Here is a 21,123-nt window from a genome sequence, read left to right on the forward strand (position 1 = left end):
ACTCGGTGAAAACACCCTGGCACCGCCTCCGTAGGCTATGTGCATGAGTGCCTCCGTACTGACCGCGGTGGCCTGGCCTTACGCCAACGGCCCCAGGCACATCGGTCACGTCTCCGGTTTCGGTGTCCCGTCCGACGTCTTCTCCCGCTACATGCGAATGTCCGGACACCGGGTGCTCATGGTCAGCGGCACGGACGAGCACGGCACACCGATCCAGGTGCAGGCCGAGAAGGAAGGGCTCACGGCTCGTGAGCTCGCCGACAAGTACAACCGTGTGATCGCGTCTGACCTGCAGGGCCTCGGCCTCTCCTACGACCTCTTCACCCGCACCACCACCGGCAACCACTACCAGGTGGTGCAGGACCTCTTCGCCGCGCTGTGGAAGAACGGCTACGTCGTTCCCAAGACGGAGATGGGCGCCATCAGCCCGTCGACCGGCCGCACGCTGCCCGACCGCTACATCGAGGGCACCTGCCCGATCTGCGGTTACGAGGGCGCGCGCGGCGACCAGTGCGACAACTGCGGCAACCAGCTCGACCCGTCGGAACTGATCAACCCGCGTTCGAAGATCAACGGCGAGACGCCGAAGTTCGTCGAGACCGAGCACCTGTTCCTCGACCTGTCCGCGTTCATCGACTCGCTGGGCAGCTGGATGGGCACGCGTTCGGACTGGCGTCCGAACGTGCTCAAGTTCTCGCAGAACCTGATCAAGGACCTGCGGCCGCGCGCGATCACCCGCGACCTCGACTGGGGTGTGCCGATCCCGCTCGACGGGTGGAGCGACCAGCCGATGAAGCGGTTCTACGTGTGGTTCGACGCGGTGATCGGCTACCTGAGCGCCTCCGTCGAGTGGGCGCGGCGCACGGGGAACCCTGATGCCTGGAAGGAGTTCTGGACGGGTGACGCCCAGGGCTACTACTTCATGGGCAAGGACAACATCGTCTTCCACTCGCTCATCTGGCCGTCGCTGCTGCTCGGGCAGAACGGCGCGGGCGACAAGGGCGGCGAGCCCGGCCGGTTCGGCACGCTGAACCTGCCCACCGAGGTCGTGTCGTCGGAGTACCTGACGATGAGCGGCTCGAAGTTCTCGACCTCGCGCGGCACCGTGATCTACGTCGGTGACTTCCTCAAGGAGTTCGGGCCGGACGCGCTGCGGTACTTCATCTCCGTCGCGGGTCCCGAGAACCAGGACACCGACTTCACCTGGGAGGAGTTCGTCCGCCGGACGAACTTCGAGCTGGCGAACGAGTGGGGCAACCTGGTCAACCGCTCGATCTCGATGGCGCACAAGAACGTCGGCGCGATCCCGAAGGCCACGGCGCTGACCCCTGCCGACCACGAGCTGCTCGCGCAGTCCAAGGCGGCGTTCGACACGGTCGGCGCGCACCTGCGTCGCTCGCGGTTCAAGCAGGCGTCCGGCGAGGCCATGCGCGTGATCTCCGCGGCGAACAAGTACCTGTCCGACCAGGAGCCGTGGAAGCTCAAGGACGACCCGGACCGCCGTGACTCGGTGCTGCACACCGCGCTGCAGGTGGTTCAGGACGCCAACACGCTGATGACGCCGTTCCTGCCGCACTCGGCGCAGAAGGTGCACGAGGCGTTGGGTGGCACGGGCGTGTGGGCCGCACAGCCTCAGGTGACCGAGGTTGAGGACCTGGACGTGCCTGACCGCTCCTACCCGGTGCTGACCGGTGACTACGCCGGTGAGCAGGCTCGCTGGGAGTCGACGCCGATCGAGGCGGGCCGGCCGCTGGGCAAGCCGTCGCCGTTGTTCGCGAAGCTCGACCCGGAGCTGGGCGAGACCGGGCCTGAGTGGGCTCCGATCGTCAAGTGACCGACACGCGTGAACGACCACCGGTGCCGGAAGCTCTTCCGGCACCGGTGATCGACGCTCACACCCATCTCGACGCGTGTGGCGCCGTCGACGCCGCTGACGTGGCCGCGTTGCTGGACCGGGCCGAGGCCGCCGGTGTCTCGCACGTGGTCACCGTGGCGGACGACCTGAAGGCCGCGCGGTGGGCTGCCGAGGCGTCCACTTGGGACCCTCGGGTCTACGCGGCGGTGGCCGTGCACCCGACGCGCACCTCTTCGTTCGGCGATGTCGAGAAGGCCGAACTGGAACGGCTGGCCGTGCTCCCTCGCGTGGTCGCGATCGGCGAGACCGGTCTGGACTACTACTGGGACTACTCGCCGCCGGCCGCCCAGCACGAGGCTTTCCGTTGGCACATCGACCTTTCCAAGCGCGTCGGGAAGCCGTTGATGATCCACGACCGGGACGCGCACGAGGACATCCTCAAGGTGCTCGACGCCGAGGGCGCACCGTCCACTGTGGTGTTCCACTGCTTCTCCGGCGACGCGGACTTCGCCCGGCGGTGTGTCGACGCGGGGTACGTGCTGTCGTTCGCGGGGCCGGTGACGTTCAAGAACGCCCGCGCGCTGCGGGAAGCGGCCCAGCTGGTGCCGCAAGATCAGCTTCTGGTCGAGACGGACGCGCCGTTCCTGACGCCTCATCCGTACCGGGGGCGGCCGAATGAACCCTATTGTGTGAATTACACAGTTCGAGATCTGGCCACGCTCCGTGGCGAAGATCTTTCTGAACTCTGCTCCGCCGTCACCCGTAATGCTCAACGAGTGTTCGGGCTTGGCTACTGAAATGCGTTGTAAGACGAACGGAGCAAAGGGTTACTACCCCCATGGGGTGACTGAGGTCACAACATTGGCGGGGGTGTTTGCGCAACGTCCGCGACCCCGTTACTGTCCCGTGACCGTGCCACCTGGACCGACCCAGTCGGTTCGGAGCACGCCCGCAGTCGGGGCGGGACCCAAGCCAGAAGCGCGAAAAAGCGAGACCACGTAGGAGGAGTTGCCGGGAACCTTCGAGCTCCAACTCGAATGATCTTGTCAACGCCAACTGTGCGGTGGCCTCGGCGCTTCCGCAATGGAGGTATCGACCCTGTGTCTGGAAGCGACAGAAGTGCCGCTCCGTACGACTTCAACGACGACACCGACTGGTTCACGCCGGTCGGCACTACCGCGGTAGGCGTCGCCGATCCCCACCCGAGCTTCCCCGCCGGTGCGCTGACGATCTCGCCCGCGGACGTGCTCGAGGTGCTGGGCCCGGACGCCGACGAGCTGCTCGCCACCGCGAACGTCGACGTCGACGAGCTGATCCGGCTCATCAACGCCGAGACGACGATCATGCCGCCCCTCGTCCTCCCGTCGGAGGAAGAGGAGAAGCAGGACCCGCAGCTGCTCGTCACGGCCGCCACGTCCTGGAAGCGCCGCTTCCTCAAGGGCGCGGTCGCCGCGGTGCTGGTGTCGATCTCCGGCGGCGGCGTGACCGCGATGGCGATGGACAAGTCGCTGACCGTCGAGGTCGACGGTGCACTGCAGACCGTCCACTCCTACGAGGGCACGGTCGGCGAGGTCCTGGCGGAGGAAGGCATCGTCGTCGGTGAGCACGACGCCCTGTCGCCCTCGCTGAACGCCCCGGTCTCCGACGGCGGCAAGATCAGCCTCGACCGCGGCCGCCTGCTGAAGATGAGCGTCGACGGCCAGGCTCGCGAGGACTGGGTCCGCTCGGTCACCGTCGAGGAAGCCGCCAAGCAGATGGGCGTGCCGCTCGAAGGCGCCTGGATGTCGGCCCCCGGCTCGCAGGACGTGCCTCTCGAAGGCATGAACGTCGAGGTCAAGACCCGCAAGAACATCAAGCTCTTCGACGGCGCGAACCCGGTCCGCGAGGTCCAGACGACCGCCCTCACCGTCGACGAACTGCTCAAGGGCGAGAACCTCACCCTCGGCCCCGAGGACGCCGTCGCGTCCGGCATGGACGTCAAGCTCGCCACCGGCGCCGAGGTCTACATCTCCCGCACCGGCGTCACGGTCATCAACGTGAACGAGCCGGTCGCCCCGCCCGTCGAGAAGACCAACGACCCCAACATGACCGTGGGTCAGCAGACCGTCACCGACCCCGGCGTGCCGGGCGAGCAGACCTCCACGTACCGCGTGACGGTGAAGAACGGCAAGGAGATCAGCCGCGAGAAGATCGGCGGCAAGGTCACCAAGGAGCCGAAGCCCAAGAAGATCACCGTCGGCACCAAGCCGCTGCCCGACAGCGAAGTCTGGGACCGCCTCGCCAAGTGCGAGGCCGGCGGCAACTGGGCCATCAACACCGGTAACGGGTACTACGGCGGCCTCCAGTTCTCGGCCAGCACGTGGGCCTCCAACGGTGGCACCGCCTTTGCGCAGCTTCCGCACCAGGCGACCCGTGAGCAGCAGATCGCGATCGCGACGAAGCTGCGTGATCGGTCTGGTGGCACGTACGGGGCGTGGCCGGGTTGCCGGGCCAAGCTGGGTCTGCCGTAGACCCGCAGCTTCCGCTGCTGGCATTGGTTCGCTGAGGCCGCTCCTGGTTCGCCGGGGGCGGCCTTTGCCGTGGCGCCCGTCAACGCAGCCCGACCCGCACGGCCCCCACGCATGGCGACCACCCGCCCTCTGAACCCACCTGCGAGAATGCTCCGGTGAGCCTGCTGGGACCTGTCGAAGTTCGCCGTCTAGCTGAAGAGCTGGGCATTCGCCCGACCAAGAAGCTCGGCCAGAACTTCGTGCACGACCCCAACACGGTCCGCAAGATCGTTGCCGCCGCCGACCTCACCGAGGACGACGTGGTCCTGGAGGTTGGGCCGGGCCTGGGATCCCTGACGCTCGCCCTCCTCCCCGCCGCCAGGCAGGTCGTGGCCGTGGAGATCGACCCGCCGCTGGCCGAGCGGCTGCCGCAGACCGTTGGTGAGATGGATCCGGGGAACGCCGGGAAGCTTCATGTGGTCCTCATGGACGCGATGAAGGTGACTGCGGCGGATCTGCCCGTTCAGCCCACCGCGATCGTTGCCAACCTGCCGTACAACGTCGCGGTGCCGGTGGTGCTGCACCTGTTGAGCGAGCTGCCCACCCTGGAGAAGGGGCTCGTGATGGTGCAGGCCGAGGTGGCGGACCGGATGGCGGCCAAGCCCGGCAACAAGATCTACGGCGTGCCCAGTGTGAAGCTCGCCTGGTACGCGGAGGCGCGGAAGGCCGGCGCGATCGGCAAGAACGTGTTCTGGCCTGCGCCCAACGTCGATTCTGGGCTGGTTGCCTTTCAGCGGCGGGAAAAGCCGTTGTCCACTGTGGATCGGAAGCGGTTGTTCGGGGTTGTCGACGCGGCGTTCGCGCAGCGGCGGAAGACGCTCAGGGCTGCGCTCAAGGGGTGGGCCGGCAACACGCAGAACATCGACGAGCTGCTTCAGAAGGCCGGGGTTGATCCTCAGGCTCGGGGTGAGCAGTTGAGCGTGATCGACTTCATCCGGATTGCCGAGGCCTAGGCCGGGGATCCTTCGGCCATCAGTGTGATCTGTCGAACGAATCGGAATCTGGCTTGCGCAACCGGACGTCTGTCCGGTTGACTGCTAAGTGCCATCCGGAGCGACTGAGAGACCTGGCTCTACGACGTCGCAGCAACCACCCGCTGGATGCGGGCAGGTGCTAACGCCAGGACCGATGGAGGATCACATGGGTACCACGCGAATGCTGACGCGCCGTCGAGTTGTCGACCAGTGCCGTCGCACCGCTTCTGCATGTCGTCGCCACCTCGTCTAAGGCGCCTTCTAAAAGTCCTTTGACGCGCACTCAGTCACCGAGTGGCGCACACCTGAGCAGACCCCGACAGCGCACGTCCGTCAAAAACGGGCTGTGTGTCGTCGCGCGCAGCCGTGGAGCAGATGTGATCACTGTCGAAAACCTCACCAAGTCCTTCCAGGGTGTCAACGCCCTGAACGGCGTGACCCTCGACGTCGAAGCGGGCACCGTGCTCGGCGTCGTCGGCCCGAGCGGGGCCGGCAAGTCGACGCTCGCGCGCTGCGTTGCGCTGCTGGAGCGTCCCGACTCGGGGGCGATCCGCGTCGACGGCACGGACATCACCAGCCTCGACGGGTCGGCTCTCCGGGCCGCTCGTCGGCAGATCGGCGTTGTGCCGCAAGGGGATTCGCTCCTCCGGCAGCGCACGGCCGCGGGCAACATCGCGTTGCCGCTCGAAAGTGCGGGCGTGCCCGGACCGCAGCGCCGCACCCGTGTGGGCGAGCTGCTGGACCTCGTCGGGCTGACCGACAAGGCCGCCTCCTACCCCGACCAGCTGTCCGGTGGGCAGCGTCAGCGCATCGCTGTGGCGCGTGCGCTCGCCGCGAACCCGTCGGTGCTGCTCGCTGACGAGCCCACGTCCGCGTTGGACCCGGAGACCACCGGTTCCGTGTTGACGGTGCTCGACCGTGCGCGCGCTGAGCTGGGTGTGACCGTTCTCGTCGTCACGCACGACATGGGCGTGGTCCGCAAGATCTGCGATGACGTCGCTGTGCTGGAGCAGGGCCGCGTCGTCGAGCACGGCAAGGTTCTCGACCTGGTCAACGACGCCGCGAGCCGCACGAGCAGTGCGCTGCTGCCCGCCGTCGACCTGAACCCGATCAACGAGAGCAGCTACGACCGCGTCGCGGACGTCGTGCTCGTCGGGTTCGCCGCGGTCGGCGCGTTGCTGCCCGAGGCCGCGCACCGGTTCGGTGTCGAGCTGAACATCGTCGGCGGTGGCCTCACGCGGCTGGGCGAGACCCCGGTCGCGCGGTTCCGCCTCGGCCTGAACGGCGAGCGCTCGGACTCCGCTCTGGAGTGGATCGGCGAGGCCGGCGGCTCGGTGCAGAGGTCCCTGAAGGGCCCGCAGGGAGTAGCTGCGTGAGGTCTGCAACACCCTGGTCCGACGTCGTCAGCTTCCTCGTCGAGGCCACTGGGGAAACGCTGTACATGGTCGGCGTTTCCACTGTTATCGCCACTGTTTTCGGAGTTCCCGTAGGAGTCTGGCTGCAGCTCACCGCCAAAGGTGGGCTGCGGCCGAACGTCGCGGTGCACCGCGTTCTGAGCTTCGTCACCGATCTGGGCCGCTCGATGCCGTTCATCGTGCTGCTCGTCGCGCTCACGTCCGTCACCCGCCTGCTCGTCGGCGGCTCCATCGGCAGCACGGCGGTCATCGTGCCGCTGGCCGTGGGCGCCATCCCGTTCGTGGGGCGGCTCGTGCAGAACATCCTGTCCGAGGTGCACGTGACCGTGGTCGAGGCCGCGATCACCACCGGCGCCTCGACGCTCAGGATCGTGCGCAGCGTGCTCATCCGCGAGTCGTTGCCCGCGCTGATCAACGCGATCGGCGTCACCGTGATCGCCCTGATCGGGTACTCGGCGATGGCGGGCGTGATCGGTGGTGGCGGCCTCGGTGACCTCGCGATCCGCGAGGGCTACCAGCGCTTCAACGACCGGATCCTGTGGAGCACCGTGGCGTGGCTCGCCGTGCTCACCACCGTGATCCAGCTCGGTTTCACCCGTGCCGCCCGTGCGTCCGACCGGCGCCGGCACGCCTCCGTCTGACCCGTAGCAATTTCTCAAAGGAACGTAATGCGTATTCGTGCTGCCCTGATCGCAGTCGCTTTGTCCGCTGTGACCGCTTTGTCCGCCTGCTCGTCCGGTGGCGCGTCCGCCTCGGACACGCTCAAGGTCGGCGTCTCGCCGGTCCCGCACGCCCAGATCCTCAAGTACGTGGCCGACAACCTCGCCGCGCAGAAGGGTCTGAAGATCGAGGTCGTCGAGTTCACCGACTACGTGCAGCCGAACACCGCGCTGGTCGACGGTTCGCTCGACGCCAACTACTTCCAGACCGTCCCGTACCTGGCGACGTTCACGAAGGAGAGCGGCGCCAAGGTCGAGTGGGTCCAGCCGGTCCACGTCGAGCCGCTGGGTCTGTACTCGAAGAAGGCCAAGAAGCTCGACGAGCTGCCTTCCGGGGCCAAGATCGCGGTGGCCAACGACGCCACGAACGAGGCACGTGGCCTGAAGCTGCTGGAGGCGAACGGCCTGATCAAGCTCAAGGCCGTGGACCAGCCGACCGTCCGCGACATCGCGGAGAACCCCAAGAACCTGCAGTTCGTGCCGCTGGAGGCCGCTCAGCTGCCGCGGTCGCTGGAGGACACCGACGCGTCGGTGATCAACGGCAACTACGCGATCGACGCCGGTCTCAAGCCGGCGACCGACTCGCTCGCGCTGGAGAAGGCCGAGGGCAACCCGAACGCGAACGGCCTGGTCACCCGCACGGAGCTCAAGGGTGACAAGCGCGTCCGCGACCTGGCGGAGCTGCTCGGATCGCAGCAGGTCAAGGACTACATCAAGCAGACGTTCAACGGTTCCGTCATCCCGGTGTGACGTCCGCGGTGACCGGGGGAGGAGTCCGGGACTCCAGAACGCCCGTAGGCTGACATGGTGCTCGCAGTCGTTCCACCCCCGGTCACAGTTCGCGTCCCGGCCAAGGTCAACCTGCACCTGGCCGTCGGAGACGTGCGCCCGGACGGCTACCACGACCTGGTGACCATCTTCCAGGCGCTCTCGCTGGTCGACGAGGTCACCGTCGCGGTGGCCGACGAACCCGGCGTCGAGGTCCACGGCGAGGGCGCCGACCAGGTGCCCACCGGAGCCTCGAACCTGGCCTGGCGCGCCGTCCGGCTGCTGGCCACGCACGTCGGCAAGGACCCGGACGACCCGAAGGTCCGCGTCGTCATCCGCAAGGCCATCCCCGTCGCGGGCGGCATGGCGGGCGGCAGCGCGGACGCGGCGGCGGCGCTCGTGGGCCTGTCGTCGTTGTGGCGGCTGGAGATCACCCGCGACGAGCTGGCCGAACTGGCCGGGAAGCTCGGCGCCGACGTCCCCTTCGCCCTGTACGGCGCGACCGCCTTGGGCACCGGCCGCGGCGAGCGGATCGTGCCGGTGCTGGGCCGCCACCAGTTCCACTGGGTGCTGGCGTTCGACCGGCGTGGACTGTCCACTCCGGACGTGTTCGACGAGCTGGATCGCTTGCGCGGCGACGGTGATCCGCCGCGGGTGGGTCCGGTCGAGGCTGTGCTGGAGGGTCTGTCCTCCGGTGACCCCCGACAGCTCGCTCTGCTGCTGGGCAACGACCTCCAGGCCGCGGCGGTTTCCTTGCGCCCGAACCTGCGCCGCACATTGCGCGCTGGTGTCGACGCGGGCGCGCTGGCCGGTATCGTGTCCGGTTCCGGCCCCACGACGGCGTTCCTGTGCGAGGACGCCGACACGGCGGTCCGCGTGGCCGCTGAGCTGGCCGGTGCGGGAGTGTGCCGGACGGTGCGGGTGGCGCACGGGCCGGTGCCTGGAGCTCGTGTGATCGCGACTGAAGAGCCCAAGCCGACGCCCCCCGAGGTGCACGCGTAGCCGAGGGCTTCGGTCCTGCTGGGTAGCCTGCATCGGGCAGTTTCTTACTAGTCGTGAGGTTTTGATGGCCAACCTGGTCAACCTGGAGTCCGTGCAGAAGTCGTTCGGCGTCCGGCCGCTGCTCGACGGCGTGTCGCTCGGCGTGAACGAGGGCGACCGGATCGGTGTCGTCGGCCTGAACGGTGGCGGCAAGACGACGCTGCTCGAGGTGCTGGCCGGGGTGGAACCCGCGGACGACGGCCGGGTGTCGCGGTCGCGCGATCTGCGGATGGCCGTCGTGACGCAGCGGACCGAGCTGCCCCACGGCTCGACAGTGCGCAACGCGGTGATCGACCCGCTCGGGTTCGACGCCGAGCACGAGTGGGCGGCCGACGCCAGGGTCCGGTCCATTTTGGACGGACTCGGGATCACGGCGCTGGGACTGGACTCCGTGGTCTCCACGATGTCGGGTGGTGAGCGGCGCCGCGTGGTGCTGGCGGCCGCGCTGATCCAGGACCTCGAGCTGATCGTGCTGGACGAGCCGACGAACCACCTGGACGTCGAGGGTGTGCGGTGGCTCGCGGAGCACCTGCTGGCCCGCAAGTGCGCGCTCGTGGTCGTGACACACGACCGGTGGTTTCTCGACACCGTCTGCAACCGCACGTGGGAAGTGGTGCAGGGCAAGGTCGAGCAGTACGAGGGCGGCTACGCCGACTGGATCTACGCCCGCGCCGAGCGGACCCGGCTGGCGGACGTGCTGGAGGAGAAGCGGCAGAACCTGGCGCGCAAGGAACTCGCGTGGCTGCGCCGTGGCGCGCCCGCGCGGACCTCGAAGCCGCGCTACCGGATCGAGGCCGCCGAGGCGTTGATCGCGGACGTGCCGCCGTTGCGGGACAACGTCGAGCTGCTCGCGTTCGCCAAGAAGCGGCTGGGCCGCACGGTGATCGAGATCGAGGACGCCACACTGTCCATTCCGGACCGGGTGCTGGTCCGCGATCTGACGTGGCGGATCGGTCCTGGCGAGCGGATCGGTCTGGTCGGCGTCAACGGGTCGGGCAAGACGACGTTGCTCAAACTGCTGGCCGGGGAACGCGAACCCGAGACGGGCAAGCGGATCCAGGGCCAGACGGTGAAGATCGCGCACCTCTCGCAGGAGCTGCTCGACCTCGACGGGTCGATGCGCGTGCTGGAGGCGATCGAGGAGATCGCGCGGCGGGTCGTGCTGGGCAAGTACGAGATGTCGGCCTCGCAGCTGGGCGAGCGGTTCGGGTTCTCGTCGCAGAAGCAGTGGACGCCGGTCTCGGACCTCTCCGGTGGTGAGCGGCGGCGGTTGCAGCTGTGCCGGTTGCTGATGGCCGAGCCGAACGTGCTGCTGCTCGACGAACCGACGAACGACCTGGACATCGACACCTTGCAGCAGCTGGAAGACCTGCTCGACTCGTGGGCGGGCACGCTCGTCGTGATCTCGCACGACCGGTACCTCGTCGAGCGCGTGTGCGACAAGGTCGTGGCGTTGTTCGGCGACGGCGGGCTGACCGAGCTGCCCGGTGGCATCGAGGAGTACCTCAGGCGCCGGGACTCGTTGCGCGACAGGGAGAACGCCGCCGCCCCCGCCGCCGGCAAGGCGCCTTCGAACGCCGCCGACCAGCGCGCCGCCCGCAAGGAGCTGGCGCGGCTGGAGCGACGCCTCGAGGTGCTGCACAAGAAGGAAGCCGAGCTGCACGCCGCGCTGGCCGAGGCCGCGACCGATCCCGACCGGCTGCTGAAGCTCGACGCCGAGCTCCGTGCCGTCCTGGCGGAGGAGACCGAGGTCGAAGCGGCCTGGATGGTCGCAGCGGAGGTTGTGGAGGGCTGAGAGGGTCTGAGGGCCTCCAACGGGCCTCTAGCGACCCCTGCGGCGCAGTTCGTTCGCGAGCTGGGGCAGCAGCTCGTCGATGAACGACGTGTCGTAGCCCTGGCCGGAGAGCAGCGCGTAGCTGAAACGCGCCTTGAGGACCTCTTCCGAGCTCGCCCCGAGCATGCCGTCGAGCGCGACGCCGATCTCCTCCAGCATCCGGTCGACCTGCGCGGTGCGGTAGCCGCGCTGGCCGGCCGCTGCCTGCGGGATCCGCAGCTGCCTGAGGTCCTTCCACGACCTGACCTGCGGCATGCTGCGCATCGGTCCGGCGAGCTGCTGTTCGATCTGGCCGAGGAACGCGTCCACCTCGGTCTCGTCGTAGCCGCGCCGGCCGATCAGCGGGCGCGAGAACCGGACGTCCCGGATGTCCTTGCCGGTCAGGTTGTCCTGGCCGAGCAGGGTTGCCTCGATCCGGTCGAGGAACGCGTCCACCTGGGACTCCTGGTACCCGCGGCGGCCGCGGGGAGGGCGGTGGAACGCGATCTTGCGGATGTCCGCGGCGGTGATCTTCGGCTCGTCGACGGACTTGGGCGTCGCGGGCTGCTGCACCGGCTGCTGTTGCTGCTGCCGCTGAGGGCGCTGCGGCGGTTGCGGGCTGCGCTGCTGGGGCCGTTGCTGCTGCTGCGGCAGCTGCGTCGTCGGCGGCAGGGGCCTGACCGGCGGCGGCGCGGTTTCGAACATCAGCACGACGAGGTCGAGGAACGTGTCGACGTCCTCTTCGTCGTACCCGAACGTGCCGGGTGCGGTCTCGCCGAACACCGCGTCCTGGACCTGTTGCGCGGTCAGGTTGTCCCTGCCGCGCAGGGTGTTCTCGATGCGGTCGAGGAAAGCGTCGATCTGGCCTTCGTGATACCCGCGGGTCCCCGGTCTTGGCTTGTGGAAGCGCACCGCGGCAACGTCGTCAGGGGACAGTCGTACGGCCGGTCTGAGTGCCTGCGACGTGGCGTGCGCGCCCTGCGCGGGTGCGGCGGCCTGTTGCCGTTGCGGAGTGGACCGCAACGTGTCGGCGACGAGCTCCATGAAAACGTTGACCTCGTTCACGTCATAGCCCGGATCCCGGGTCGCATTGCTGAATTTGATGCCCAGCACGTCCTCGCGCGTCAGGATGTCCCTGCTGCGCATGGTGTCCTCGACGCGGTCGAGAAATGCGTCCACCTCAGCCGCGTCGTACCCCCGGTGTCCCTTGGGGGGACGGTGGAACGCGACCAGAGCCACGTCCTGTGCGGAGAGCAGAGGTGCCGGATGCGCGGGCAGACGATGCTGCGCTCCGGGGCCGCCCCGATCCACCAATGACCTCCTCCTGCGTACCTGTACTGGGGAGTATCGCGTTTCGCGTGGCATAACGTTTCGTCCTGATGGACCAAACGGCGCCACTACGATCGCGAACATGAGTCAGTTCGTGGATGTGATGCTGGCGACGGCGGCAAACGGCGGGGACAGGGGCATGACGACGGGTGAACCCGCCGAGCCCGTCCGCCGGACGTGGGCCGAGGTGCACGAACGCGCCCGGCGGATGGCCGGTGCGCTCGATCTGGCGCCGGGCACCGCGGTGGCCGTGCTCGCCGCCGAACCTGCCGTGATCGCTCCAGCCGTGCAGGCAGCCTGGCTGTGTGGTGGCAGCGTCACGATGTTGCATCAACCCACACCTCGCACCGACCTGGCCGAATGGGCCGAGGACACGTTGCGGGTGCTCGCCATGATCGACTCTCGTCTGGTCCTGCTCGGCAGCCCATTCGACGCCTTGGCTCCCGTGCTGGACCAACACGGAGTTCCGTACCGGAAGCTCTCCGAACTCGACGCTGAGCCGATCGCTGCTCCTGTTCCCACCCCCGAGGATGCCACGGCACTGCTGCAGTTGACGAGTGGATCCACCGCCGATCCGAAAGCGGTGCGAATCACGCACCGCAATCTGATGGCCAACGCCGAGGGCATGCGCATCGCCGCCGCGCTGGATCCGTCGTCCGACGTCATGATTTCGTGGCTGCCGCTGTTCCACGACATGGGGATGGTCGGGTTCCTGACCGTGCCGATGCTGTTCGGCCTGGAATTGGTGAAGGTCACTCCTGTCGACTTCCTGTCGCGCCCGACCCTGTGGGCAGACCTGATCACCCGCTACCGCGGCACGATCACCGCCGCGCCGAACTTCGCCTACGCGATCGTGGCGCGCCGGCTGGCTTCGTCCTCCGATTCGTTCGACCTGTCTACTTTGAGGCTGGCTTTGAACGGCGCCGAGCCGATCGACCCGGCAGCTGTTCAGGCCTTTGTCGACGCTGGTGCCCGCTTCGGGCTGCGGCCGGAGTCGATCCTGGCCGCGTACGGCATGGCGGAGACCACGCTGGGTGTCGCCTTCGCGCCGCTGTTCACCGGCCTGTCGGTGGACGTGGTGGACGCGGACGCCGTCGAAGCGGACAAGAAGGCGGTGCCGGCTTCGGACGGGCGTGCGTTCCCGTTGCTGGGGCCGCCGCTGCCGGGGCTGGAGCTCCGGGTCGTCGACGACGAGGGCAAGGTGCTCGGGACTCGGGACGTTGGTGAGCTCCAGATCCGCGGCGAGGCCGTGACACCTGGCTACCTGACGGTGAACGGCCCTCTGGCCACTCAGGACGCCGAGGGGTGGCTGTCCACTGGGGACCTCGGTTACGTCGTCGAGGACGGTCAGGTCGTCGTCTGCGGGCGGCGCAAGGACGTCATCATCATGGGCGGGCGGAACATCTATCCGACCGATGTGGAGCGTGCCGCCTGCTCGGTGGACGGGGTGCGGGCCGGTAACGCCGTCGCGGTGCGGCTGGACGCCGGGACCCAGCGGGAGCGGTTCGCCGTGGTGGTCGAGTCGAAGCTGGCCGGGGACGCCGAGGCGGAGAAGTCACTGGTCAAGGAAGTGACGGCGCGGGTGGTGGACGCGGTCGGGTTGCGGCCGTTCGCGGTGGTGGTGCAGCCGCCGGGGACTCTGCCGAAGACGCCGTCCGGGAAGCTGCGCCGGTCTGCGGCGGCCGCGCTGGTCTAAGGGCCTGCATCGAAGTCGGCGCCAAGCCTGATGGCGTGTGCAAGTACCGCCAACTCAACATCAACAAGCATCTTTCTACTACCAACAGGCCTCTGGCCTCCGACGGACGCGGGCCGTGGTTCGAGGGGGTCGAACAGGTTGGGTGTAGTCAGCGGCTTTTCGACCAAGAGTTGGTGGTACTTGCACACGCCGGTCAGTCATCACGCCGGACTTTGACGCAGGCCCTTGTAGCGGGCGTCCAGCGTTAGTGGAAGGCGTTTTGCGCGGCTTCGAGGCCCTTGGTGACGAGGGCCTCGGCCGCGTCCGCCGCCCGGTCGATCTCCAGCGCGAGTTGCTTGCGTTCGACGGTGGAGAAGTCCTTCAGGACGTAGTCGGCGGGGTCCTGGCGGCCCGACGGGCGGTCGACGCCGAAGCGGACGCGGTGGTAGTCCTTGGTGCCCAATGACTTCGTGATGGAGCGGAGTCCGTTGTGGCCGTTGTCGCCGCCGCCCAGCTTCATGCGGATCGCGGCGAAGGGGAGGTCCAGCTCGTCGTGGATCACGACGATGGTGGTGGGCTTGAAGAACTTCACGGCGCTCGCTACCGGGCCGCCGGAGAGGTTCATGAAGCTGCGCGGCTTGGCCAGGACGACGCGGTGGCCGGAGAGGCGGCCTTCGACGATCTCGGCGCCGGACTTGTGGGCCTTGAACTTGCCGCCGGTGCGGGCTGCCAGTTCGTCGAGGACCAGGAAGCCGATGTTGTGGCGGTTGCCTTCGTACTTCGGGCCCGGGTTGCCCAGGCCGACAATGAGGGCGAGGTCATCGTCCACGGAAGCGCAACTCCTGCTCGAGATCGTCCAGCAACGCGTCCACGGCCTGCACCTGGTACCCCTTGCCCAGCAGGCCGGACGTGGTGCTGAACCGGGTGTTGCGGACCTCGGTGGAGGTCATGCCACCCCGGCCGTCCAGGTTGGCCGCGGCGCGGGCGATGAAGGCGTCGACTTCGGCGCGATCGTATCCGGTGCCGGACTTCGGCAGCTTGCGCGCGTGCAGGTCCTCGCCGGAGGCCAGGCCCGTCGGCGGCACGATGCCGTTGCGGACCTGGAACTCCAGCAGGTGCAGGACGCCGTCGACGCTGAGCGGGTCGTAGCCGTTGGGGACCGTGGCGAACCTGACGGTGCGCACGTGGTCCGGGTCCAGGCGGAGACGGCCTGCCAGTGCGTCGGCGATGATCAGCAGGAACTCGTTGACCTGCTCCGGGTTGTAGCCCTGCCGCTTGCGGCGGAAGGTCTTGGCCCGGATCTCGGCCGGTCCCAGGTACGGCAACGGCGCGCCTCCCCCCTCGTGAGGGGGTGGCGCGCCGTCTGTCCTGCCCGACGTGATGGGGCTCAGCTTTCCTCGGTGGCCTCGGCCGGAGCTGCGGCCTCGTCACCCTCGAGCTGCGCGGCGGACGGTGCCTCGTTGACGGCGACGACGAGCGCGTCGGCGTCACCGGCGAGCGTGGCGCCCTCCGGGAGGGTCAGGTCGCTGGCGTGGATCTGGGTGCCGGCGGCAACGCCCGCGATCGACAGCTCGATCTGGTCGGGGATGTTCAGCGCGTCGGCCTCGATGGTGATGGTGCTGAGGTCCTGCGTGACCAGCGTGCCGGAGGCGGGCTCGCCGGAGATGACCAGCGGCACCTCGACGGTGACCTTCTCGCCGCGCTGGACGAGCAGCAGGTCGACGTGCTCGATGTAGTTCTTGATGGGGTGGGTGGTGACGGTCTTGGTCAGAGCCAGCTCACTCGCGCCGTCGAGGGCGAGGGTGAGGACTGCGTTCTGACCGTGCTCACGGACGACACGGGCGAACTCGAGCGCCGGCAGGGCCAGGTGCTTCGGGTCGGAACCGTGGCCGTAGAGCACCGCGGGGATCTTGCCGGCGCGACGGGTACGGCGGGCGGCGCCCTTGCCGAATTCAGTGCGCTGCTCAGCGGCGAGACGGACCTCGGACACGGTGGGGTACTCCTTACAAGTCTGGCCTTGTACGTCGGGGCGGTGCACAAGTATCAGGCGTTGGATCTAGCTCTGGGGTGGTGGCCTGCGGCGGCGAGCAGCACGCGGATAACGTCAACACGCGCGGCATCAAGCCACCGCGTCGATCACGCCGGACCGTGGAAGGCCCGCCCTCGCCGAGGCAACCCGACCAGTGTAGGTGAGGGGGCGGTGGGGGTGCTAATCGGGGGGTGGTGTTGGGGGCTTTGCGGATTCCGATGGCTGGGTGGGTGGTCGGATTGCGGGTTCCGGGGGCTTTGGGGGTGGTCACCTTGGAGGGTGGCCACTTCTGCGGGGCGCGAGCTTTGAGGGTGGTCACCTTTGCGGGTCGCTGGCTTTGAGGGTGGTCACCTTGCGGGCGGCGAGTCCTGTTGCGTGCTTCCCCTGGGGGGCGCTGCCCCTGGGGGGCGCTGCCCCCAGATCTGATCAGGGGGTACCACGCCACGCGTGGGTTGATGGCACGCTTGTTGCGTTGGGCGGAGTTGCGTAGCGCACTGAAAAGCAAAACCCAGCGGGGGCCTCCTCGCGGCCCTGGAACCGGGCTGCGGAAGGCCCCCGCTGGGGCTGGCTGGTGTTGTCAGGCGTTGCCGTCGAACAGCGAGGTGACGGAGCCGTCCTCGAACACTTCCTGGATCACGCGGGCCAGGAGTGGTGCGATGGACAGGACGGTCATGTTCGCGAAACGCTTCTCCGCCGGGATGGGGAGCGTGTCGGTGAAGACGACCTCGCGCGCGCCTGAGTCTTGGAGGCGCTGGGTGGCTGGGCCGGAGAGGATGCCGTGCGTGGCGGCGATCACCACGTCGGCCGCGCCCTCGTTGAGGAGTTGCTTCACGGCGCCTGCGATGGTGCCGCCGGTGTCGACCATGTCGTCGATCACGATGCAGAGGCGGCCCTCCACCTTGCCGACCACGCGGTTCGAGACCACCTCGTTGGGGCGGAGGGGGTCGCGGGTCTTGTGGATGAACGCGATCGGCGTGCCGCCGAGGGTGTCGGCCCACTTCTCGGCCAGTTTGGTGCGGCCCGAGTCGGGGGAGACGACGGTGATGTCGTGGCCCGCGTACTTGCTGCGGATGTGGTCTGCCAGCAGGGGCATGGCCCACAGGTGGTCCACCGGGCCGTCGAAGAAGCCCTGGATCTGGGCGGTGTGCAGGTCGACGGACACCAGGCGGTCGGCGCCGGCGGTCTTGAAGAGGTCAGCCACCAGGCGGGCGGAGATGGGCTCGCGGCCGCGGTGCTTCTTGTCCTGGCGGCTGTACGGGTAGAACGGCATGATCACGGTGATGCGCTTGGCCGAGGCGCGCTTGAGGGCGTCGACCATGATCAGCTGTTCCATCAGCCACTGGTTGATGGGGGCGGTGTGGGACTGGATGACGAAGGCGTCGCAACCGCGTACGGACTCCTCGAAGCGGACGAAGATCTCGCCGTTGGCGAAGTCGTAGGCCTGCTGCGGGGTCACCGTGACGTTGAGGTGCTTCGCGATCTCTTCCGTCAGCTCCGGGTAGGCACGCCCGCCGAAGAGCATCAGGTTCTTCTTCGGTGTGCCGGGCATCTGCGGGTTCACGCTCAGCGACCCTCCTCTGTCTTCTCGTCATTCTGCTTCGCGATGGCTGCCTCCGCTGCCTGAGCGGCGGCGGTGCCTGCCCGGCGGCTGACTACCCAGCCCTCCAGGTTGCGTTGAGGGCCTCCGGACACGGCCAGCGCGCCCGGTGGGACGTTGCGGCGCAGGACGGTGCCCGCGCCGGTGTAGGCGCCGTCGCCCACGGTCACCGGTGCTACGAACATGTTGTCGGAGCCGGTGCGGCAGTGGGATCCGACGATCGTGCGGTGCTTGTTCACCCCGTCGTAGTTGACCGTTACCGAAGCCGCGCCGATGTTGCTGTGATCGCCGATCGTCGCGTCGCCGATGTACGACAGGTGGGGGACCTTCGAGCCTTCGCCGATCTGCGAGTTCTTGGTCTCCACGAACGTGCCGATCTTGCCCTTCGTGCCCAGCGAGGTGCCGGGGCGGAGGTAGGCGAACGGGCCTACGGAGGCCTTGTCGCCGATCACCGAGTCGCTGCCGTGCGTGCGCACGACCGAGGCGCCGGCGCCGACCTTCACGCCGGACAGCGTGGTGTCCGGGCCGACGACGCTTCCCGCGCCGATCACGGTGCCCGCGCGGAGCTGCACGTTCGGCTCGATCAGCGCGTCCTGGCCGACCTGCACGTCCGCGTCCACCCAGACCGAGGCCGGGTCGACGACGGTCACGCCGGAGCGCATCAGGCCCTCGACGATGCGGCGGTTCATCTCCGCGCCGACGGCGGCGAGCTGCACGCGGTCGTTGATGCCCTCGACCAGCCAGGGGTCGGACGCGATCAGCGCGCCCACCCGGAGGCCGTCGCCGCGGGCGATGCCCAGCACGTCGGTCAGGTAGAGCTCGCCCTGCGCGTTGTCGGTCGACAACCGCGACAGGCCGTCACGCAGCACCGCGGCGTCGAACGCGTACACGCCGGAGTTGATCTCGTTGATCAGCTGCTCGGCGGCGGAGGCGTCCTTCTGCTCGACGATCCGCTGCACGGTGCCGTCGGCGTCGCGCACGATCCGGCCGTACCCGGTGGGGGTGTCCACCACGGCCGTCAGCACGGTGACCGCGTTGCCTGCCGACGAGTGCTCGGCGAGCAGTGCGGAGAAGGTCTGGGTGTCGAGCAGCGGCACGTCGCCGTAGCTCACGATCACGGTGCCGGCCAGGTCGTGCGGTAGCTCGGCCAGGCCGCACGAGACGGCGTGCCCGGTGCCCTTCTGCTCGGCCTGCACCGCGACGGTGACCTTGCGTCCCAGAGCACCGGAGAGGTTCTCGAGATGCTCGGTGACGGCTTCACGGCCGTGGCCGACGACCACGGCCAGGTGGTCGGGGTCTGTACCGGCTGCCGCGCGCACCGCGTGTTCCACGAGTGAGCGTCCGGCGATCCGGTGCAGCACCTTGGGCGTGGACGACCGCATGCGGGTGCCTTCCCCGGCGGCGAGCACGACCGTGCTGACAGGGCCCTCGAGCATCGATGCTCTCCCTAACAGGCTGGGTGGTTCGAAGTCCGCGGACCAGCCTAAGCCTCCGTCGATGGCTCCCCTGCCACGGCCGCGACCTGGCACCCGCCCTGGCGCTTGGCCACGTACATCGCCGAGTCGGCCCGAGACAGGGCCTGATTGGCGGATTCGCGGGGGCGCAGCGAGATGACGCCGACCGACAGCGTCACCCCTCTGGAGAGGTCGATTGGCAGGCCTGCCACCGCATCCACGGCCCGGCCGAGTGCTGCTTCGGCGGCGCTCAGAGGTGCTCCTGGCAGCAGCACCACGAACTCGTCGCCGCCGTAGCGGGCCACCATGTCGTCGCCGCGCAGGGCCTGCCGGAGTGTGCTGGCAATCACCCGGAGAACATCATCACCGTCGGCGTGCGAGTGCCGGTCGTTCACGCCCTTGAACCCGTCGAGGTCCACCAGTGCGATGGAGAACGGGTCGACCTGACCGGAGATGAGCTCGCTCATCTTGTCGTCGAGCGCCCGCCGGTTCGGCAGCCCGGTCAGCGGGTCCTGCAACGCCTGCTGCGCGATCGCACCGTGTGCGCGCGTCAGCCGTTCGTGTTCTCGTCGCGTCATCAACGTGGCGACGCGGGACTCGCGCATCTGCCACAGCTCGAGCTCCAGCGCGGAGTTGTAGGCCTCCAGCGCGGACATCGTGTGCGGGCCGCAGAGGTGCGCGTACTCGCGTTCCAGCGACAGCACCAGCGACGGTTCCGACGTGTCGTGCTCCATCTGCGTGCGCGTGTCGCCGAGGACCTTCAGCGCGTCGTCCAGCCGGTTCGCCTCGACCAGGCACCTGGCCAGCGCGATCGCGACGATGATCAGTTCCCGCGCGTACATCGACAGGCCGCGCAACGACCACAGCCGGTCGAGGTGGTCCTCGCTCGGGTGCGTCAACGCGTGCGCGGCGCCGAGGATCGGCACCTGCTCGGCGGCGGCGAGGTCGCGCCTGCCGGGGTGCAGCGACTGGCGGAACGGCACCTCGGCGGCCTCCGCGAGCCCGGCGGCCACGTTGAACTGCTCGTGCGCCGCGTCGTGCAGGCTGACCCGCTCGAGCCGCAGGCCCCAGCCGATCCGCAGCCGGGCCCGGTTGACCAGGTGCACGTAGATCTGGTGCGGCTGCCCGCTCTCCCGCAGCGCGTTGTTCGCGCCGGCCAGCACGTCGTCGGCCATCTCGTAGACGCCCAGCTGGGTCAGCACGAGTGCGATGTCCTGCAGCGTCGTGGCCAGCAGCTGGTCCCACGTCCGCTTGTCGAACACCGGGTCGGTCTCAGGTTCCTCGTCGAGCATCATCGCGAGCGCCGACGCGATCTCGGTCAGCGCCTTGTCCTCGGCGTTGCCCAGCAGGAACCGGCGTCCGCGCAACGCCCGCGCGTCGGCCTCCAGCACGATCAGGCCGTGGCGGCGGCAGTGGGTGAGCATCTCGTCGAGCTGCGGGTCGGACATGTCGACCAGCCCTGGAGTCACCAGGCGGACCACGGCCGCGGCTCTGAGCAGCTGCGCGACGATGCGGGGCTCACCGCGGCCCTGCGCCTCGGCGAGGATGTGGTCGATCTCGGAGGCAGCGTCGAGCTGTGCCGCGAGGTGACTGCTCTGGGCCACGGCGACAAGCTCGCTCGCGCGGCCCACCAGCCACGCATCGGACATCTCGTGGTGGCGATGGCCCACGTTGCCCTGCTCGTCGACCGTTTCCTCGGGCAGCTTCGCACCTCCCAAAGACACCATGACCCGGGCGTTAGGGCCCCTGCTCCGCCACCAGGATTCGAACCTGGACCATCTGAACCAAAATCAGAGGTGCTGCCTTTACACCATGGCGGAATGGGCGAACTCGCGTGCGCCCTGCGCACATGTTGTCACGAGACGTCCTCCTCTTGTCCAACCACCACTCGTCCGGCTCATTTGA

General features: G+C 68.5%; 17 protein-coding genes, 1 tRNA gene and 1 riboswitch. Of the genes, 10 read left to right on the plus strand and 8 right to left on the minus strand.

From position 1 onward, the window contains the following. Window positions 1-43 precede the first annotated feature (43 nt). The 9 genes from metG (at window position 44) to SK803_RS31515 (ending at window position 11,116) form a co-directional block, all read left to right on the plus strand. A complete protein-coding gene (gene metG / locus SK803_RS31475) occupies window positions 44-1,834 on the plus strand; it encodes a methionine--tRNA ligase (RefSeq protein WP_319969775.1) in 1,791 nt (596 codons plus the stop codon). Beyond that, complete coding sequence (locus SK803_RS31480; RefSeq protein WP_319969776.1) at window positions 1,831-2,652, plus strand: TatD family hydrolase; 822 nt, start codon at window positions 1,831-1,833, stop codon at window positions 2,650-2,652. Before metG ends, SK803_RS31480 begins: the two co-directional genes overlap by 4 nt. A gap of 303 nt (window positions 2,653-2,955) precedes the next feature. Next, window positions 2,956-4,365, plus strand: a complete 1,410-nt coding sequence (locus SK803_RS31485; RefSeq protein WP_319969777.1) for a transglycosylase family protein — start codon at window positions 2,956-2,958, stop codon at window positions 4,363-4,365. A 161-nt stretch (window positions 4,366-4,526) separates the two neighbouring features. Further along, window positions 4,527-5,357 (plus strand): 16S rRNA (adenine(1518)-N(6)/adenine(1519)-N(6))-dimethyltransferase RsmA, encoded by an 831-nt coding sequence (gene rsmA, locus SK803_RS31490; RefSeq protein ID WP_319969823.1) that lies wholly within the window; start codon window positions 4,527-4,529, stop codon window positions 5,355-5,357. An 88-nt stretch (window positions 5,358-5,445) separates the two neighbouring features. Further along, a riboswitch (SAM riboswitch) is annotated at window positions 5,446-5,539 on the plus strand. Between the two features lie 216 nt (window positions 5,540-5,755). Further along, window positions 5,756-6,754 (plus strand): methionine ABC transporter ATP-binding protein, encoded by a 999-nt coding sequence (locus SK803_RS31495; protein ID WP_319969778.1) that lies wholly within the window; start codon window positions 5,756-5,758, stop codon window positions 6,752-6,754. Further along, window positions 6,751-7,434, plus strand: a complete 684-nt coding sequence (locus tag SK803_RS31500; RefSeq protein ID WP_319969779.1) for a methionine ABC transporter permease — start codon at window positions 6,751-6,753, stop codon at window positions 7,432-7,434. The genes SK803_RS31495 and SK803_RS31500 overlap by 4 nt, the downstream gene beginning before the upstream one ends. A gap of 69 nt (window positions 7,435-7,503) precedes the next feature. After that, on the plus strand, window positions 7,504-8,262 hold the full coding sequence (locus SK803_RS31505; protein WP_319969780.1) for a MetQ/NlpA family ABC transporter substrate-binding protein: 759 nt from the start codon (window positions 7,504-7,506) through the stop codon (window positions 8,260-8,262). 54 nt (window positions 8,263-8,316) lie between these two features. Continuing rightward, the gene (locus SK803_RS31510) at window positions 8,317-9,282 is read left to right on the plus strand and encodes a 4-(cytidine 5'-diphospho)-2-C-methyl-D-erythritol kinase (RefSeq protein WP_319969781.1); all 966 of its coding nucleotides are present in this window, start codon (window positions 8,317-8,319) and stop codon (window positions 9,280-9,282) included. Window positions 9,283-9,346: 64 nt separating this feature from the next. Beyond that, window positions 9,347-11,116: an ABC-F family ATP-binding cassette domain-containing protein gene (locus SK803_RS31515; protein WP_319969782.1), complete on the plus strand. Its 1,770-nt coding sequence runs from the start codon at window positions 9,347-9,349 to the stop codon at window positions 11,114-11,116. A 27-nt stretch (window positions 11,117-11,143) separates the two neighbouring features. Here the strand turns inward: SK803_RS31515 and SK803_RS31520 are convergent, their stop codons facing one another. Next, entirely contained in the window at window positions 11,144-12,445 is a 1,302-nt protein-coding gene (locus SK803_RS31520; RefSeq protein ID WP_319969783.1) for a DivIVA domain-containing protein, read from the minus strand. Between the two features lie 100 nt (window positions 12,446-12,545). Here SK803_RS31520 and SK803_RS31525 point away from each other — a divergent pair, with 100 nt between their 5' ends. Beyond that, window positions 12,546-14,159 (plus strand): fatty acyl-AMP ligase, encoded by a 1,614-nt coding sequence (locus SK803_RS31525; RefSeq protein ID WP_319969784.1) that lies wholly within the window; start codon window positions 12,546-12,548, stop codon window positions 14,157-14,159. Window positions 14,160-14,403: 244 nt separating this feature from the next. Here the strand turns inward: SK803_RS31525 and pth are convergent, their stop codons facing one another. The 7 genes from pth to SK803_RS31560 form a co-directional block, all read right to left on the minus strand. Next, window positions 14,404-14,967 carry an aminoacyl-tRNA hydrolase gene (pth, locus tag SK803_RS31530; protein WP_319969785.1) on the minus strand — a complete coding sequence of 188 codons (564 nt, stop codon included), beginning with the start codon at window positions 14,965-14,967 and terminating at the stop codon, window positions 14,404-14,406. Continuing rightward, on the minus strand, window positions 14,957-15,463 hold the full coding sequence (locus SK803_RS31535) for a DivIVA domain-containing protein (protein ID WP_319969786.1): 507 nt from the start codon (window positions 15,461-15,463) through the stop codon (window positions 14,957-14,959). The genes pth and SK803_RS31535 overlap by 11 nt, the downstream gene beginning before the upstream one ends. Before the next feature lie 62 nt (window positions 15,464-15,525). Continuing rightward, on the minus strand, window positions 15,526-16,128 hold the full coding sequence (locus tag SK803_RS31540) for a 50S ribosomal protein L25/general stress protein Ctc (protein ID WP_319969787.1): 603 nt from the start codon (window positions 16,126-16,128) through the stop codon (window positions 15,526-15,528). A gap of 616 nt (window positions 16,129-16,744) precedes the next feature. After that, window positions 16,745-17,716 (minus strand): ribose-phosphate diphosphokinase, encoded by a 972-nt coding sequence (locus SK803_RS31545; RefSeq protein WP_319969824.1) that lies wholly within the window; start codon window positions 17,714-17,716, stop codon window positions 16,745-16,747. A gap of 14 nt (window positions 17,717-17,730) precedes the next feature. After that, window positions 17,731-19,200 carry a bifunctional UDP-N-acetylglucosamine diphosphorylase/glucosamine-1-phosphate N-acetyltransferase GlmU gene (glmU, locus tag SK803_RS31550; RefSeq protein WP_319969788.1) on the minus strand — a complete coding sequence of 490 codons (1,470 nt, stop codon included), beginning with the start codon at window positions 19,198-19,200 and terminating at the stop codon, window positions 17,731-17,733. Window positions 19,201-19,247: 47 nt separating this feature from the next. Continuing rightward, window positions 19,248-20,945, minus strand: coding sequence for a GGDEF domain-containing protein (locus tag SK803_RS31555; RefSeq protein WP_319969789.1), 1,698 nt, complete (start codon window positions 20,943-20,945; stop codon window positions 19,248-19,250). 22 nt (window positions 20,946-20,967) lie between these two features. After that, window positions 20,968-21,038 (minus strand) — tRNA-Gln (locus tag SK803_RS31560). Window positions 21,039-21,123 lie beyond the last annotated feature (85 nt).

It is taken from the genome of Lentzea miocenica (genome assembly GCF_033949945.1).
GTDB lineage: Bacteria > Actinomycetota > Actinomycetes > Mycobacteriales > Pseudonocardiaceae > Lentzea > Lentzea miocenica.